This window comes from Neiella marina (assembly GCF_002165625.1).
Classification (GTDB): domain Bacteria; phylum Pseudomonadota; class Gammaproteobacteria; order Enterobacterales; family Neiellaceae; genus Neiella; species Neiella marina.
In genome coordinates this window covers 153,900-171,347 of the sequence record NZ_NGNS01000005.1, presented here as the reverse complement: position 1 = coordinate 171,347, position 17,448 = coordinate 153,900, and the positions used below count along the sequence as shown (strand labels likewise).

Genomic DNA, 17,448 nt, shown 5'->3' with positions numbered 1-17,448 from the left:
AAAATGAATAACTTACTTAAACTAGTAACGCTCACTTTTGCTTCTTCGGCGCTCATCAGTGGTTGTATTGACGCTGAATCGCCAACCGTCGCCGCTAAGGTCACACCTGCTCAGCCCACATTGTTTGACTACCCAATCGCTGGGGAGTTGACCAAACGAGTCATTATCGAACTCGACAACCCTGCCGATTACGCCAATATCAGCTTGTATCACGGTGATCGTTTGCTCATCGATAACTTGGATATCCCTAAGCAAGGCCAGCAAACGATCAGCGCCCTAGTCGCATTTGAAAGTAATGGTTTAGCCAAGTTGGAAGTCCGCAGCAACAACGCCGATCTGACCATCACTCAGCTCAGCTTGGAGCCGGCCGATGGCGTTGTGCTGCCCAAGTTTTCTGACATATCCGAGCAAGCAGGCATTGATAAGGTCACTTCGATTAAATATGGCGGGCCCACCATTGCTGATATGGACAATGACGGTGACTATGACTTTATCGTCAACAACCATAATGCTGAGAGTAGCAAGCTGTATTGGAACAATGGCGATGGTACCGTCACTCGTCACGACTATGATTTAGCCCGTTGGTTTATGCATGATCTTCACGGTACCGCGGCTGGCGATTACGACAATGATGGTGACCTCGATCTGATCGTAACCCAAGGTGGCGGCAATGGTACTAACCCCTCAAAAACCAACTTCTATACCAATAAAGATGGCACTCTGGTGTTAACTACCGGCGACGTCGGCATTGACCGTGGTGGTCGCGGGCGCGGGGCTAAATGGTTGGACATGGATTTAGATGGCGACTTAGATCTGCTGCTCATCAACGAAACAAGTCTGGCGCAAAGCAAACCTCAGCACTTCTTTTACGAAAACATCGGTAACAGCAATTTTCGATTCAAGTCGGTCGAAGGCATTCAAGACATTCATCAGTCTCGGGTGCTTATCACTGACTTCAACGGCGACCACATTGACGATCTAGTGATGTACGGACCACTTGAACTATGGCAAGGCAACGGCGATTTTACCTTTACCAATGTCTCCCATCGTGTGCCCAGCGAACTGGCCAATAAAGGGCAGATTTCTGGCATTGTCGATATCGACATCGACAATGATGGCGATTTAGATCTTTACTTGGCGCGTGGCAAAGAGTTTGAAAATGGTCGAGGCGAAAAGCCATGGGCCGATTTTGATCCCATCAATCAGGTGATGTCATACAAGACCCGCGGCTTTAAAGGCGTTGACCAATTTGATTTTACTGCCAACGGTTCAATTGAGTTTGGCAATTACTACTTCTTGCCTCTTGGGATGTATCGCGACCGCGAGTACCCAATTTTTGTTGGCCGCGACAAATTGCGCACAGCCCTGCCCTCTGGCGGAGATATGTCGATCGATCCAGCAACAGCTACCGGCTGGCCAGATGACATCTCCGAAGATGGCGTCTATTTCGGTTACTTAGGTAACGGTAAATGGCGCGCGGCATTAGTGCGTGATGAAATGAAATTCTGGGGTTTCAAATTCAGCCTCTCCGGAGTCACTGAATTTCAACCTCAGTTTGAATTACAAAACCGCAATGAAGCTGATTACTTGCTCCGCAATGACGGCGATAAATTTGTTGATGTCACTGAACAATGGGGTGTCATGCCCGTTGGCAACTCACTTGGCGTGACTGCAGGTGACTTTAACAACGACAGCCATCAAGACTTGTTGGTGTATCGTTGGGGACTGATCAGTCATCGTATTTCTGACTACTTACTGCTTAATAATGGCCAAGGCGGGTTCGATACAGTCACCATGCATGGCGCCGCTGATGTTGGTGGCCCAGGTAACGGTGATATGGGCCAAGCTTTCGACTTTGATCTTGATGGCCGAGTTGACCTACTCAGTGGCAGCGAAAATGGAGAATGGTATCTCTATCAAAACAACACTGAACTTGCTGGCAACTATGCCTTAGTTCGAGTGGGCTATTCACCCCAAGCAAATGTCGATGCCATCTCTGCTGAAGTGGTTGTAGAAACAGATCACGCCACATACCGCAAACGTGTTGGTTCGGCCGGCTCCGTGTTCTCGCAGAGTTTGCTCAACATCGTTCACTTTGGCCTCGGCGATGCTGAAAATATATCGCGCATTACCGTGCGCTGGCGCAATGGTGAAACCGCAGAGTTAACCGACAAAGCAGTCAACCAAGTGTTTGACACCAATAGACTAGATCCGCAATCGCTGCAATTTAGCGAGGCTAACGACAGCATTCGCCAAGGCGTTAGCAAAGCGCTGGCCATCACCATGTTGCCAGCCAATGCCGATCCAAGCCTATCTTGGCACTCGAGTAATGAGTCGGTGTTAGCCGTCGATCAACATGGCCGCGTCACCGCCGTTGGTCAGGCAAATGAACAGGCAACCATCACGGCCACCAGCGCCGCCAATCAATTGTCAGCCAGTCTCACCTTGAGCATCGAGCAATGGTATCCAAATCCGTTGCAAGCATTGGTCATCAGTTCCCCAACATCCAACTTAGTCGTTGGCGATCAAATCCAAATTGAAGCTAATCTGGAGCCAGAAGACGCCGACGACAGTCACTTGATTTGGCGCTCCAGCAACCCAGAGATCGCCACGGTCGACCAACAAGGAGTGATCAACGCCATCGCCAGCGGCCAAGCAACCATTAACGTTACCCCGCAAGCAAATGCCGATCTGGCGCAAACGCTTACGATAAATGTCGAGCCGTACATAGAGCCGTACGTCACCATTAAAAATGCCGATGCTCTTAAAGTACTCACTGTTGGCGACAACATCCGTGTTGATGTTGATTATCACGCTGGCAGCGGCAACACAGTGATTGCTTCAGATGAAGGCGGCATGCGCTTTTGGTTACGCCACTTCAAGTACAAGTGGATCCCGGCAAAAGATGTGGTTAAAACCGATGCGTCGGTACTAAAAACAACAGCCGGTCAATCGTCAATGGACTTTGCGCTTGATGATTTAACGCCAAGTGATCAGTTACCAGCAGGCCACTTCTATCAACTCCGAGTGACCTTTGCCAACAGCGATGGCCAAATGGTCGATGCGGCAATCGACAATGTGCAAGTGATAGCAAAACCAGATTAACAAGCCGGTTAATGCGACAAAGCCCGCTATCGAATCACCGATAGCGGGCTTTTTATCGTTCATTTGCTACGACTATATGGACAACCTTGGGTCAATTTATGCTGTCAGAGGCAGAGAACAGCAGCTCAAACCGCCGGCCGGCAGTGTAAATGTCCTGATATGGTGCTGACTGGATCATATTTGCGCTCAAGATCAACCAATAATACTTGTAGTTGAATACCGTTGGCGAAACAATATATGGTCACAATACATTGTTAAATCAGCCTATTTTCAACCTGGATTGCAACAACATAAACATAGCCGTAAAACGGCATCGAACATAGACAACAAAGCTTAAGGATGAGTAGTTATGCTAAAAATCAAAGCCCTGCCGCTTGTAGTGACCTGTTTTCTCATGACGGCATGTGGTGGAGGGGGCGGAAGCTCAAATTCAACCTCGACCAACCAGGGCGGGAACACCACCCCCAATCAAGACATGATGCTGAAACCATACAACTACAGCGTCACGCAACTCAAAAACCATGTCGGAGGACTGGCCGACCAGCGTTACGACGGCACCAAATCGACTGCGAGCCTGAGCCTTGAGACTACGCAGCAGGTGTACTTTGATTTATTTGGTGATTCAGAACTAGGCATTCCTGACTTTTATTTACACGACATATCAGGCTTCACCAAAGTCTCAGAAGTAAAAAACAAAAAGCTTGATTGTGAGTATGGCGGATCAGCGAGCTACTCAGTCAAGTTAGAGCCCACCGATATTGCTAAAGTGTCGGTATCGATGTCCGCTTGTCGCTCTGCGTCTTACCTGCCGGCGTTAACGGGCGTGATTGTAGTTCAGCAAGACGTATACTCGGATTTCCCAGCCTCGTCCGAGCTATTTTTTGACAACCTATCTTGGCCTGTTGAAGATGGCACAACGTCGTTGACTGGCTATGTGCTTACTAGCCAAAGCGAATCCCTTTCACCGACTTACCAATACCAGTACAACTATAACTATAAGCTTCTGCAAACCAAGGCAACAGGCGCACAATCACTTGTTGTTGGAGATTATCAGTTTAAATCCACTGACGGCGTTGTGGTCAAAGATGACAACATCGGCGAATACTATGATTCAGAGTTAGGCAAGCTAACTTTCTCACATGCCAATACAACAAATGGCGAATATCACACCGAGGTAGCGTTAAAAGGCGATAAAACCATTGAAGTGCTCATTGGCTATAACCAAGTAAAGTACCAAGAGGACTCAGATGGTGATGGCCAAGTCGACATGGGAGCCTACCTAGGCTCCGAACTCACGCTCATATCCGGCGACTTAAGCTCTATCGTTTTGGCTTCGTTGGATCAACTATCGCAGCCTCCAGAGGTCGGGCAACCTTATTTCGTCAATTATTACGATGTTTACACCAGCGATAGCATTCAAGTATCACCCGGTTACGTAATCGATCCAGATTCTGATGAATCAGAATTAACCTATAGCTACAACTGGTATATCAATGACGAATTGCTCGAAGACAACCACACCGACCGTTTAGAGCCATTTACAGTAGTTTATGGTGATATCGTCAAAGTAACGATGGTGGTCTCAGACGGCACCAGCACGATCGAAAGTGATGCTATTAGAATCGATATCTCTGACGCTCCTGCAATACTCACAATATCGGATTCTCCGTCTTATATTGAGGTTGGCGAGACACTCCAATTCACCGCAACAATAACTGACCCCGACATTACCGATGATGACGGCGCTGCGGCAACGCTGCTTTCCGGCCCAAGCGGAGCAACCGTTTCAGCTCAAGGTGTGGTGACATGGACACCTGCCGCCGATCTACTCTTTTCAACCCAAGAATTTGAATTCGTGTTCGCATCGGCTGCCGCACCAGACGGCGAATTTGTTAAAACCATAACCGTTAAATCGAATACACCTCATCCGTTAGTGAGATCCAATCGCAGCGTTCCGTCTTATAACAAATCGATGTGGTCCGGCGATTTTGATGGTGATGGCGATAATGAAATTCTGGCTACCGATTCTAACAGGGTTGTGTATCTGCTTAGTCAGGATGAAGACGGCTATAAGCAAGTATGGCTTTACCCTTATGCGTTGCCGACGCAAGGCCCAATTATTCAAGTCAGGCCTGTTCAATACGATAACGACTCAGAATTGGAAATCCTCGTAGCAACCAGTAGAGGATTCAGTCTAATCGATGGTTTGGATAGCATGGCGGAGGAGATACTCGCTTTAGAAGGCCATATCTACTCTTTCGATGTCCGCGATTTGAATAACGATGGCAAAGATGAGCTCATTTATGTCCATTCGCATAATGAACATGAATATAGCACCTTCGATTTGGATGTTGTTGCACTGGACAACCCGACCCAACCACTTTTCAAACTCTTTGATGTGTCGTCTTCTTATGATTTTGCTATCGGCAACACAGACGATGACAGTCAGCTTGAAATCATAGTGGCTGATGGCCGAATTTACGATGGTGCTAACTACCAAAATGAGTGGCTGAGTAGCTCAACATTTGGCAGCTACGTAACAGCTGGCGATTTTGATGGCGATGGCGTGGATGAGATAGCAGGAGCTGCAAGTTGGGGCTCAGTAACTATTTTTTCCGCCGACGATAAGACTCAGCTAGACAGCTTCGATAACTTCAATACGTGCTCAATCATTGCTGGCAACATTGATGATGATAACCAAGATGAACTCCTCGTTGGCGACTGTCAGTGGGGCAATGTTACTGCATACGACTTAACTGATAACAAATTGACATCAAAATGGGCACTCGACATGCAAAGCCATGGCTCCAAATCAGTGGCCTATGGTGATATTGACAATGATGGCGCACCTGAAGTTTTTTGGGGAACAGGGCAAAGCCATAGTGGCGAAAACATGTTTGTGGTTGCCGACTTGAGTAACAACTCTGCAGTAATAAACCAAACATCCATCGAAACTCAGCTTGATAGCTATAGTTCAATGGGTTGGGCTTCAACCGATGGCAACAATGACCGGGCAGTATTTTTTATACCTAGAACAAGTAATGGATATAACGGCAGTCGCTTATTAACCATGGATAGCAAGGGACATTACGAGCTTAGTAACGAGATCTCAAGTAATTGGGACGGGAGTCAACATGCCACCGTTACAGATTTCGACAACGACGGTATAGGTGATGCATTTTTGCCAACGACCTCGACTTATGATGGCTCCGTTGGCGTAATCGAGCTAGCTGATTATTCAGAAATATGGTCATTAAGCGGGGACTATTACTCAAACATTGGCGTCATTATGGCGTTTGATGCCAATAATGATGGGTTTGACGACATGGCTTATGTCGATGGTTCTGCATTGAAAGTGGTGGACGTTACCAACCAAGTCTTTCTAACGAACCACAACATGGATTCGACTATACGCGATATCGGCTTTTACCACACCAACAACACATATGCAGTGATATCAACGGAAAACACAACTACCTTATTTAGAGTGACTGGCACTGGTTTATCTGAAGTGAGTCAAGTCGCCAAGCCCTGTATGCGCATCGAACTCGTTAACTTTGATGACGATGCAAAACCTGAACTTGCCTGCCTTGAAGCTCAAGATTACTGGTCCAGCGTAGGAAGCATCATCAACATATTTGAACTTAGCAACGATGAATTTTCTCTTAGTGAGAAATTGGAGTTTCAATTTACCATCTTAGATATCCACCCAGATCACAGCAAAACTAACAATCAAGCCCTGCTGCTAGCAACTCAAGTTGGTGATGAACATGATTTTTCGAATAGTGATGTTAAATATCAGCTCAGACGGTTAAATCATCAGGGTCAAATTGACTTTTCAAGTGCTCCACTTCTAGGCAAACCAACGAGCAGAGGCATCAAAACTAGACTCGTTGAAGATAACCTGGAAATAATGCTGTCCACCTCATCCGTTATGTACTGGTTCAAGTAGGCAGAAATGCTTGTTAGCCAGTAGCAGGCACAAACAACAGCGGCCCTTTGGGGCCGCCTTGTTTTCTAGTAGTTCCGAACGGCGACGCTGTTTTTATAGATACTATTCGGCGCAAGTTCAGTCATCGCTGAACCAGTCAACCGGTTGAGGTCACTTAATTTTCACATCCAAACCAAGTGATACGAGCGTTCCAACCAGTGTCGTGATCACCACCGATACTAACGATCCAATCAGCACGTACTCAGTCATACTTCGATCGTTTGACTTGTTCAACTCGCCAAACCGAAATATAGATTTAGCAGCCAATACAAACCCCACCGCGGCATAGCAGCCAACAAGCGTAAAGGTCAGTATCAACACGCGTTCTAAATACCCGATCAGTTCTCCTCCAGCGACAAGACCCGTGATGTTTGGGTTATTGCTATCTTCCGAACCTGATATTGGGTGCTTACTTAAGATACGACTAATCAACACCGAAGTGGGTTTGAGAATGACTAAGTAAGCAAACACCACCATCAGGCCTTCGGAGAACTTCTCATGCGTTAACAGAGCATCAATCGTAACGCCATCGGACATATGAAAAACTATCGCGGTCAGTACCGATAGGTGCAAAGCCTGATCAATAACAAAATAGGAAAACGTTTCGCCATTCCGAGTTGTCACCTTCCATAGATCAATCACAAAATGGCTGACCGCAACGATGCCTATCAGGCAAAGAGTTGAGCGCCAATCAAGATCTAGCGCTAGAGCAGGAATAATTAACGCGATACCGTGCAATGCTGAGTGGTAATACAGTTCAGGAGCGCGATATTTGTGCAGTTGTTTTGCTTCGACCCATCGCTTTGGTTGAAGGTAAAAATCACAAATGATGTGGATGATGAAGAAGGGTATCAGAGCCGCTAAAAAGTCAGGCATACCTAAGCCCTACCACCTGGTTGACGAATCGCCAATTTAGCTCGCTCATCAGCTGCCAACCGGACGCTTTCAGTGACTTGCTAACCGTGGCGGTAGCGACATTGAGTTGCGCTGCTAACTCATTCACAGACAAACTTTCACTCGTTCGCAACATCGGAATTAGCACTTCACATTGACGCGAGGTCAATTCAGTGAGCTGGCGATCAAGGTACTTAAACAGTAAGTCGAACTGTTCGCAGAGTTCAGAGCGATCAGAGTTAAAAACGAGCTGGCTAGTTTTCATCGCTTGGAGTCCACGACCAGAAAGAACAAATGCATCACCCATCGACTCAGAAATCGATTCACGTAAGTCGGCGTTGGCGGCAATCGCAAAGCTGATGCGGCTATCAAACTCTTTACCAAGAGCTTTAATTCCAACTCGATAAATAATGGTGTATCTCAAAGCGTGTTCGACATCGTGAACTAGGGTCTGAAATTCATCGCCACGATCAATGCTGTGGGCATTTGATGTATTTTCTTCAGTGATCCATTGTTGGATGTCTTTGATTCTCTTCAGTAGCAGCTCAAACTGCTCTGAAGTGAGTCCGGTCGAATTGACTACATCGCCACTGATCACTGCGATAGGTTTTTTATCAGGTTCCACATTAGCACTCCGCTTAGTAACCAGATAACAATTTAGCCGTTTATGGCTAAAAACTCAATTTTAGCCATTTTGGGCTAATTGGTGATATTTAGCCACTGACGACTAAATCGAACAGTTTAGATACTTGTTGCTGACCCTTGGAAATTGAATGGCTCTTACAACCAATAGGTGAATGACTTTTCTTGAGCACTATTTCAAGTCTTGAGTAATAGAAAACTCGAGTAGCAAAAGCCCGGCGATGCCGGGCTTCAATTAATGATTGTTTAATCAACTGAATACCGGCCGTTACTACGAATGTAAACAATGGCCTCGCTATCACCGCGATTGGTCAATTTATGGGTGAAACCACCATCGGATTCAATGTAACTGCCTGCAGTTAATCGGGTCGATTTGTCGTTATCAGTTGAGTGCGCTAGTTCCCCAGCTATGACAACGGCTCTGAATTCGCTCGCTTCGGTTCGAATAGCGCCATCAAAGTTTGGTGGTAATTTAATCATTGAACCACTGATGTCAGATGCGGTTTGCCAAACGTATGTGAAATCAACACCACTGGCATTAATATCATGTAGCTCACTGTGATTGAGCCAGACAATATTGTCCTTGTGAACGTTTAACGGCCGCTCGCCATTATCAAAACTCTGTTGGGACGGTTGCACTAAGTAAGGACCAGAATCGATCTCCAAATAGATTAAGTTTGTCTCGGCATTTGCCGCAGTGGTGTGATCTTCGCCAGCTGGTTGCGTCCAAAATGACCCAGCGGGCATCCACATTTTTGCCGCCGTTGGATCATCATTATGTAATAGCCCGTCAATCACGATGCCACGGTAAGTGATGTTATGGATGTGCGGCGGAGACTCAAACCCCCTATTGAATCGCACCAACATGCCGGTTGCAGTATCGATGGTGCGATCGCCCCAAAGGTCTGCAGCACCGGGACTGAGCTTACCTCTCAATGGATTCAGATAACCCCATTTAATATCACTTGCAGCAACAACTTTGACCTCGCCATTGGTCGCTAAAGCAACTGAAGAAAGTAACAAAGAGAGCAAAGGCAATGATGACAAACAAACTAATCGTTTCACGCGGATAATTCCCTTGAGAGCATTTGTTGACACTTTAGCGTTGGCAGAAACTCGATTAAACAAGCACTTAATAAAAAGACTTTCTTGAAAGCGAAGATAATAATAGTTTTGGATTCAGTTTCTTCAATAGTTAGTTAAAAAGGGAGCAACGCTGTCGCAAGGAAATAGATAAGCTTATAAATGCTTAAATATGTAGGGGTAATAAAGAAAAACGTAAGTGGTGCCCGGGGCCGGACTTGAACCGGCACGCTGTTACCAGCGAGGGATTTTAAATCCCTTGTGTCTACCAATTTCACCACCCGGGCATCAAGGAAGTTGTGATGGAGGCGGGTCCCGGAGTCGAACCGAGGTCCACGGATTTGCAATCCGCTGCATAGCCACTCTGCCAACCCGCCATCACAGACGTTCAGAACCAAACTTAAGAAGAAAGTTTGGAGCGGCACATCGGGTTCGAACCGATGACCTCGACCTTGGCAAGGTCGCGCTCTACCAACTGAGCTAGTGCCGCGTTACATTTTTGAGCGGTGGTGTGCTCAAAACGTGGAGGGCATTCTACCCGTATTTACCTTGCAGTCAACCACTCCAGTTTAAGTTTTTTATGTTTTTGGGGCGTTTAGTCAGAAACTGAACAAACTGGCTGTTTTATGTCCTTTTCTTCATAAAGCGCCATGCGCTCGCCAAGTAGATCATCATAGACCACAGGGTTAGCAGCGCTGCGACATAAAACAGTGCAATGGCCAAATAAACCATATATTCAGATTGTTGCCAAACGAGGCCACCTAGCGACAACATCTGCACCATGGTTTTCCATTTACCAATGTTACCGACAGCAACTGCTGCTCGCTCACCGAGCTCGGCCATCCACTCTCGCAGCGCCGAAATGACAATCTCGCGACCAATCATGACAATCGCCGGAATGGTGATCCAAAGGCTGTTGAAATCAACGGCAACCAGCACCAGTGCGACAACCACCATGAGCTTATCGGCAACGGGATCAAGGAAAGCGCCGAAAGGCGATGTTTGCTGAAGCTTTCTTGCAAGGTAGCCATCAGCGTAATCGGTCAGTGAAGCAATCAGGAATACCAACATGGCATAGAAGTTCTGATCGCCTACCGGCAGATAAAACATCACCACGAAAACGGGGATTAGAAAAATGCGAAAAAGAGTCAGAATATTTGGGAGCGTAAACATAATGCAAATAACGGGTTTCAGCAGCCCCCTTTATACACTAACAATGGCGTTCTGACACGCCCTATTCTGGGTGAAAATGATCGTAGATTTGCTGGGCCAATGATTTCGATATACCCGGCACCTTACTCAAAGTATCGACGCTAGCGGCCTTGATGCCTTGCAAACCGCCAAAGTTTTTCAGCAACGCTTGGCGCCTTCTGTCGCCAACTCCAGGAATTTGTTCCAGCGTCGAGGTGCGTTTCACTTTACCACGCTGCTGACGGTGGCCACTGATGGCAAAGCGGTGGGCCTCATCACGAATATGCTGCACCAAATGCATGGCTGGCTCGGTGGCGTCAACAGCAATGGTTTCCCATGTTTCGGATAACAACAAGGAGTCAAACTGAGCTTTTCGCTTATCACCCTTTTTGATACCAATCAGCAGTGGTGCCTCACAACCGTTTGGCCAAGAGACTTGCTCCAACACTTCTTGCGCTTTACCAAGTTGGCCTTTACCACCATCGACGATGAGCAAATCAGGTACTTTGCTTGGATCATCGAGTTTTTTGAATCGCCGTGTTAAGACTTGAGCCATGGCGGCATAATCATCGCCAGCAGTAATCCCCTTGATGTTATAGCGACGGTATTCGCCATTAGCGGGGCCTTGGCCGTTAAACACCACGCACGAGGCCACCGTCTGATCGCCCTGGGTATGACTAATATCAAAACACTCCATACGATGGATGGGCTTTTCCAACTCAAGTAACTGCTGAAGCTGACTAAAGCGCTGCTCTGCGGTGGTGCGGTCGGCCAACTTATTGGCTAAGGTGGTATTGGCATTGGTTTTAGCCAACTCTAAATATTTCTTAGCTTCACCACGCTGGCCCTGACGCAGCTGAATACTGCGCTCGGTCACTGTCGCAAGGGCTTCAGCAATAATGGAGTTACGGTCCGATGGTAGCTCGGTGACCACAATGGCAGGAACGTGGCGCTCACTATTATGGCTGAGGTAATACTGCATGATGAAGCTTTCTAGGATCTCATCATGCTCCGTTTCGGCCGGAATTTTAGGAAAGTAACTGCGACTACCGAGTAGCTGGCCATTGCGGATCGACAACACTTGAATACAACACAAGCCATGTTCATAAGCCGTGGCAAAAACATCAATTTCTTCGGTTTCACCACTAACCCCTTGTTGTTCTTGTATCGTTCGTAGTGACTGAATTTGGTCGCGGATTTGAGCGGCGCGCTCAAACTCCAACGCCATTGACGCCTGTTCCATGGCGCTCATCAGCTGCTCAATCAGTTGCTGGTGTTTACCTTGTAAAAACAGTTGCGTGTGTTCGACTTGCTTGAGGTAGTCGTCATCCGACACTAGTCCTGCTACACATGGGCCCGAGCATCGTTTCAACTGGTATTGCAAACAAGGGCGCGAGCGATTGGCATAGTAAGAGTCCTCACACTGACGAACAGCAAAGACTTTTTGCAGCAATTTGAGGCTGTGACGCACCGCGCCACCGGACGGAAACGGACCAAAGTAACTGCCCTTGTGTCGCTTCGGTCCACGATGAAACGCTAGCCTTGGATGGCGGTGTTCGCTTAACAAGATATAGGGATAGGACTTATCGTCGCGCATCAACACGTTGTAACGGGGCCGATGGGCTTTGATCAGGTTGTTTTCCAAGATCAAGGCATCGGCTTCGCTCAATGTTACCGTCACTTCGATGGAAGCAATTTGTGCCACCAGCGCACGCGTTTTGCGGTTGAGCTGCTGCGTTCGAAAGTAACTGCTGAGGCGATTTTTTAGATTGCGTGCTTTGCCAACGTAAATAATTTCACGTTCGCTATCGTACATACGATAAACGCCGGGTGACTGAGTCACCCGGCGTAGAAAGGATTTGGAATCGAACTCTGAGGCTTGCGCCGACATCGTTTAGAGCTTGGTGCTGTCGAGCATGCCGTGGCGAATCGCCAAGTGAGTCAATTCAACATCACCACTAATCTCAAGCTTATTAAACAAACGATAGCGATAGCTGTTGACGGTTTTAGGGCTGAGGTTTAGCTGCTCAGAAATGTCCTGAACTTTTTCACCTCGAGTGATCATCATCATGATTTGCAACTCGCGGTCAGACAAATCATGGAATGGGTTATCACTGGCGCCCGGCTGGATTCGATACAGCGCAATTTGTTGGGCAATTTCTGGTGTAATGTAACGCTGGCCGGTGTGTACTTGGCGAATGGCATTAATCACTTCGTCTGGACAAGCATTTTTTGACAGGTAACCAAACGCACCTGCTTGCATCACCTTGCTGGGCAGTGGATCTTCGGTATGAATCGTCAGCACCATGATTTTGATATCAGGGTTGTATCGGAGAATCTTTTTAGTGGCTTCAATACCGCCAATACCAGGCATGTCCATGTCCATTAGGATGACGTCAGGCTCATGCTCCCGACACCACTTAACAGCGGTTTCACCAGATTCTGCTTCGCCGATAACTTTAATACCGCGAACTTCTTCGAGAATACGCTTAATTCCAGTTCGGACGAGCTCGTGGTCGTCTACTAGAAACACATTGATCAAACTAACACCTCTGAGACGGTTATGTTTATTGTTCGTATCCGTTACATTGATGAACTGCGTATCCTGACGCGAGAGGGGTGTTACATCAGCGAGCGTCGTCCTATTTCTAACACTCGCAAACCCAGCCACGTTATAGCGCATCGCCTTCCGACGCAAGTAAAAAATAAAGCGTCAGGTAGCATTTTGATAACAATTTATTCGTATCTCAAAGCATTAATAGCTGTTTTCTGCAACAAGCTCTTTACCCGCAACTGACCACCAGTAACCATTGCAATGATCTGGCGCCAAAGGCTGATGCAGTGGCTCTGTTAATTGCGTTGAGATGTGATCAATGATCGCTTTCATATTGTCAGATTGGGGGCTGATGCGGAACCAATCGACTAACCCTTGCATCGACGCAATATCATTGCTCAAGTCATAACAATACCCCGACTGGGTTTGGATGCCATTGAGTACGAACATCGGTTTGTCTTCGAGATTTTTAACCAACCGACCATCAGGGTAGTCAATACAGCATTTCTTGCACTGATCTTTCGGTCGATCGAGTGAGCGGGCAGTAAAGCAGCGCGCAGAAAAGGCCAATGGCAAATGACCGTAACCAAGTACTTCAACATCAAAGCGATCACGAACACCTTCTGCTTGCGCTTCATCTAGCACACCTTTGAGCCAATCTCGTGACAGCTCCACAGGCATGACCCAACTCACCATGCCGGCATCGAGCATACGTTTTAGCGCACTCATGTTATAGATATTAAGCGCAGAGCCTGCGACAAACGGCAGTTGGCGTTCCTTGGCCAATTGCACGACGGCAATATCATTGGCCTCTACCACTAAGTCTTGCTGCTCTAGGTAGGGCATGATCATATCCAGCTCTTGCGGCGCTTCAATCAAAGCCAGCGTCGACAACCTGACCTGCTTGCCCGCTTGTATCAATTCCTTGGCAATGGCGAGCCAGTCGGTTAAGCGCAACTCTTTACGTTTACTGCAGACCGCTTCGCCCAAGTAAACTCGCTGCACTGAGCTATCTGCAATGTCGCGATAAAACTGTTCAATGGTTGATTTTGGCCAATAGTATTGGTTGGCCCCAAGAGAAATTTGCATAGTCATCGTAATTCCGTTACTTCCATGTTCGGTGGTAGGCACCCAGAGTTGTCTGGCAACCTTCACTCAGCTGTGCCATTGACGAATCAAGCACAGGATCCAATTGATAATGTTCTGGGTCGGCTTTACAGCGGTCAATCGCCGTACGCCAAGCTTTTGTTACTTCCGCGACGTAGGCCGGGCTTCGTTGCCTGCCTTCAATCTTCACCGCGGCAATCCCCGCTTTCATCAGTTGTGGTAGCAATTCCATGGTGTTGAGGCTAGTCGGCTCTTCCAAGGCATGATAAACCTCACCATCAACATCAAAACGCCCCTTGCACAACGTTGGGTAGCCAGCCTGTTCGTCAGGGCCAAACTGGTCAATCAGTAAGTCGTTTAACCGTGTTTGCATGCCACCATTATCCAACGGCTGCCAGCGTACGTACTTGGCTGGCGAGCAGGCGCCAACCGTATTAGGCGACTCCCCCGTCAGGTAGGACGACAAATAGCAGCGCCCTTCGGACATGATGCACAAACTGCCGAAGGCGAAGACTTCCAGTTCAACATCAACGGTGTCCGCCAGCTGCTGAACTTGCTTCATCGACAGGACTCTGGGCAACACCACTCGCTTGACGTTAAATTCGTTCTGATAATAACGAATCGCCGCACTACTGGTGGCGCTGGCTTGGACCGATAAATGGAGCTCAGTCTGCGGATATTTATTGGCGATGTAATCAAGTACACCAATGTCAGCAACAATCAATGCATCCGCACCACTGTTAACGGCAGTATCAGCGGCATATTGCCAACGATGCTCCTGTCCCGGGTGAGCAAAAGTATTAATAGCAATATGCAGCTGGCGGCGGTGCTTAGTGGTGTAATCAACCGCCTGCTGCAAGCGTTTGTCGTTAAAATTCAGGCCAGCAAAATGGCGGGCATTGGTATCATCTTTTAGGCCGAGATAAATGGCGTCGGCTCCATGATCAATCGCGGCTTTTAATGCGGGAAGTGAACCGGCTGGACTCAGCAGTTCCATCATGTCAGGTTCCATAACTGATAAAGAGGCCCGATTGTAACGGCTGCTCTGCAGTTGTTTTTTGATTTGACCCCGTCAGCACGCTGGCCAATCATGCCTATAATGGCGCCATTGTTTTTGTCAGCTCTAATCACCATGCTCAAATCATTGCTTCACCGCGCCGTTTTACAAGCACCGAAAATTGTTCGATTGCCAATTCAAAAACTTCCTTTTGACTGGTACAGCCGACCACTGCAACTCGCTTTACAGCAATTACTTAAAGAACAACTAGCCGAAGGCGAACTTGATTTTTTAGAGCAGCGAACCTTACAAGTCGAAGTATCAGATCTGTCATTGGCTTTTATCATTACCCTTGATGATGATCAGCTCCAAGTCCTGCCACCATCGACTGATGCCGACGTTGTTTTTGCTGGTGATAGTGCCGACTTGTTGCTTGTGGCAGCGCGCCGGACCGACCCAGATACCCTATTCTTCCGTCGCCGATTATCGATTGCTGGTGACACCGAGCTAGGTTTAGCGGCAAAAAACATGCTGGATGCAGTAGACTGGGAGCAACTTCCCAAGTTGCTGATCACCATGCTCGATAAAACGGCAGCACTGGTTGAGCAGGCGCAACAAGCGGATAGTAATCCAGTGAATCAGGCGCATTCCGCGCAGGTTTAAGCCAGCCATCTGACGGACCGAATTTGTTATGCAGTCAAATCTTTGGACCCAACAAGCCATTCAGCTGATCGAAGCCGATTACCAACGCTCAGCGGATACCCACCTGATCAAACTCGATTTACCACCAGCACTTAACGCCACGTTATACCTGAAAGATGAGTCGACTCACCCAACAGGAAGCCTCAAACACCGGCTAGCACGGTCATTGTTTTTGTATGGTTTGGTCAATGGTTGGATCCGTCAAGATCGGCCGGTGATAGAGAGTTCTTCTGGCAGTACCGCGGTATCAGAAGCTTACTTTGCGCGTTTGTTGGGATTGCCTTTTTACGCCGTGATGCCCGCTTGCACATCAAAACAAAAGATTCAGCAAATTGAGCACTATGGTGGCATTTGTCACTTGATCGATCACAGCGATGTCTATCAGGCTTCGCGAGATCTAGCTGCCAAACTTGACGGTCATTACATTGATCAATTTACCTATGCCGAACGGGCAACAGACTGGCGCGGCAATAACAATGTTGCTGAATCGATGTTTCGTCAGTTAAGCCGCGAGCCAAGTCCTGTGCCAGATTGGGTAATAGTCAGCGCGGGCACTGGCGGCACCGCTGCAACGATTGGACGCCACATTCGCTATCAACAAATCAATAGTCGCCTGTGCGTTGCTGATCCGGAGAATTCGATGTTCTTCGATTACTTCATCAATGGCGATGATTCAATCACCACAAACAAACAGCCACGCATTGAAGGAATTGGCAGACCACGCGTTGAACCTTCATTTATTCCAACCGTGGTCGACGAAATGATTCGAGTGCCAGATGCTGCCTCAATCGCCACCATTCATGTACTTGAAAAATTGCTCAACCGTAAAGTTGGTGCCTCGACGGGTACTAACGTGTATGCCACCTTACAGCTATTAGCGAGCATGCCGAAGCGTTGCGAGCCAATCAGCATGTTGAGCATGATTTGTGATGCCGGTGATCGTTACTTAGATACATACTACAACCCCGAATGGCGGGCAGCGCAGCAAATCGATATCTCCGGCTATCAACAAATCGTTGAGTCCATTTTGCTAAACGGCGTGTTTCCGAGAGACTTTGCGACGCCCAAATCATTCGCCTCGCAATCACCTCAGTCATAAACCGCTATCAGCGTGAATGTTAGATTGCAGCAAGCTTTGTGAACTCAACACCAGATCGAGTCGCTACGAACACTTGCCGACCA

Annotated in this window: 12 protein-coding genes and 3 tRNA genes; 4 read left to right on the top strand and 11 right to left on the bottom strand. The window is 47.6% G+C overall.

Translation table 11 applies throughout. From position 1 onward, the window contains the following. Nucleotides 1–3 precede the first annotated feature (3 nt). Nucleotides 4–3,105: an FG-GAP-like repeat-containing protein gene (locus CBE68_RS06680; RefSeq protein ID WP_087505287.1), complete on the top strand. Its 3,102-nt coding sequence runs from the start codon at nt 4–6 to the stop codon at nt 3,103–3,105. A 349-nt stretch (nt 3,106–3,454) separates the two neighbouring features. Next, entirely contained in the window at nt 3,455–7,057 is a 3,603-nt protein-coding gene (locus CBE68_RS06675) for an FG-GAP repeat domain-containing protein (RefSeq protein ID WP_143824501.1), read from the top strand. A gap of 150 nt (nt 7,058–7,207) precedes the next feature. Here the strand turns inward: CBE68_RS06675 and CBE68_RS06670 are convergent, their stop codons facing one another. The 11 genes from CBE68_RS06670 to ubiU form a co-directional block, all read right to left on the bottom strand. After that, a complete protein-coding gene (locus tag CBE68_RS06670; RefSeq protein WP_087505285.1) occupies nt 7,208–7,972 on the bottom strand; it encodes a DUF3307 domain-containing protein in 765 nt (254 codons plus the stop codon). After that, nucleotides 7,965–8,615, bottom strand: a complete 651-nt coding sequence (locus CBE68_RS06665) for a hypothetical protein (protein WP_087505284.1) — start codon at nt 8,613–8,615, stop codon at nt 7,965–7,967. Before CBE68_RS06665 ends, CBE68_RS06670 begins: the two co-directional genes overlap by 8 nt. Nucleotides 8,616–8,878: 263 nt before the next feature. After that, a complete protein-coding gene (locus CBE68_RS06660; RefSeq protein WP_188708101.1) occupies nt 8,879–9,697 on the bottom strand; it encodes a DUF4437 domain-containing protein in 819 nt (272 codons plus the stop codon). 218 nt (nt 9,698–9,915) lie between these two features. Then, nucleotides 9,916–10,002 (bottom strand) — tRNA-Leu (locus CBE68_RS06655). Between the two features lie 16 nt (nt 10,003–10,018). After that, nucleotides 10,019–10,092 (bottom strand) — tRNA-Cys (locus CBE68_RS06650). A gap of 37 nt (nt 10,093–10,129) precedes the next feature. Next, nucleotides 10,130–10,205: transfer RNA gene (locus CBE68_RS06645), tRNA-Gly, on the bottom strand. A gap of 134 nt (nt 10,206–10,339) precedes the next feature. Next, nucleotides 10,340–10,888, bottom strand: a complete 549-nt coding sequence (gene pgsA, locus CBE68_RS06640) for a CDP-diacylglycerol--glycerol-3-phosphate 3-phosphatidyltransferase (protein WP_188708103.1) — start codon at nt 10,886–10,888, stop codon at nt 10,340–10,342. 61 nt (nt 10,889–10,949) lie between these two features. Next, nucleotides 10,950–12,797 carry an excinuclease ABC subunit UvrC gene (gene uvrC / locus CBE68_RS06635; RefSeq protein WP_087505282.1) on the bottom strand — a complete coding sequence of 616 codons (1,848 nt, stop codon included), beginning with the start codon at nt 12,795–12,797 and terminating at the stop codon, nt 10,950–10,952. A gap of 3 nt (nt 12,798–12,800) precedes the next feature. After that, nucleotides 12,801–13,448 carry a UvrY/SirA/GacA family response regulator transcription factor gene (uvrY, locus tag CBE68_RS06630; protein ID WP_087505281.1) on the bottom strand — a complete coding sequence of 216 codons (648 nt, stop codon included), beginning with the start codon at nt 13,446–13,448 and terminating at the stop codon, nt 12,801–12,803. Nucleotides 13,449–13,661: 213 nt separating this feature from the next. Then, on the bottom strand, nt 13,662–14,555 hold the full coding sequence (locus tag CBE68_RS06625) for a U32 family peptidase (protein ID WP_229744670.1): 894 nt from the start codon (nt 14,553–14,555) through the stop codon (nt 13,662–13,664). Between the two features lie 10 nt (nt 14,556–14,565). Next, nucleotides 14,566–15,564, bottom strand: coding sequence for a ubiquinone anaerobic biosynthesis protein UbiU (gene ubiU / locus CBE68_RS06620; RefSeq protein ID WP_087505280.1), 999 nt, complete (start codon nt 15,562–15,564; stop codon nt 14,566–14,568). Nucleotides 15,565–15,681: 117 nt separating this feature from the next. On the opposite strand from ubiU, the gene ubiT reads away from it, so the two are divergent. Beyond that, entirely contained in the window at nt 15,682–16,227 is a 546-nt protein-coding gene (ubiT, locus tag CBE68_RS06615; protein WP_229744671.1) for a ubiquinone anaerobic biosynthesis accessory factor UbiT, read from the top strand. A 28-nt stretch (nt 16,228–16,255) separates the two neighbouring features. After that, entirely contained in the window at nt 16,256–17,365 is a 1,110-nt protein-coding gene (locus tag CBE68_RS06610; RefSeq protein ID WP_087505278.1) for a PLP-dependent cysteine synthase family protein, read from the top strand. Nucleotides 17,366–17,448: the final 83 nt, after the last annotated feature.

What these genes read in the sequence shown, in the direction of transcription:
- pgsA (WP_188708103.1), bottom strand. Translation starts at nt 10,888, where the DNA reads ATGTTTACGCTCCCAAATATTCTGACTCTTTTTCGCATTTTTCTAATC.
- CBE68_RS06670 (WP_087505285.1), bottom strand. Translation starts at nt 7,972, where the DNA reads ATGCCTGACTTTTTAGCGGCTCTGATACCCTTCTTCATCATCCACATC.
- CBE68_RS06625 (WP_229744670.1), bottom strand. Translation starts at nt 14,555, where the DNA reads ATGACTATGCAAATTTCTCTTGGGGCCAACCAATACTATTGGCCAAAA.
- CBE68_RS06675 (WP_143824501.1), top strand. Translation starts at nt 3,455, where the DNA reads ATGCTAAAAATCAAAGCCCTGCCGCTTGTAGTGACCTGTTTTCTCATG.
- CBE68_RS06680 (WP_087505287.1), top strand. Translation starts at nt 4, where the DNA reads ATGAATAACTTACTTAAACTAGTAACGCTCACTTTTGCTTCTTCGGCG.
- ubiU (WP_087505280.1), bottom strand. Translation starts at nt 15,564, where the DNA reads ATGGAACTGCTGAGTCCAGCCGGTTCACTTCCCGCATTAAAAGCCGCG.
- CBE68_RS06610 (WP_087505278.1), top strand. Translation starts at nt 16,256, where the DNA reads ATGCAGTCAAATCTTTGGACCCAACAAGCCATTCAGCTGATCGAAGCC.
- uvrC (WP_087505282.1), bottom strand. Translation starts at nt 12,797, where the DNA reads ATGTCGGCGCAAGCCTCAGAGTTCGATTCCAAATCCTTTCTACGCCGG.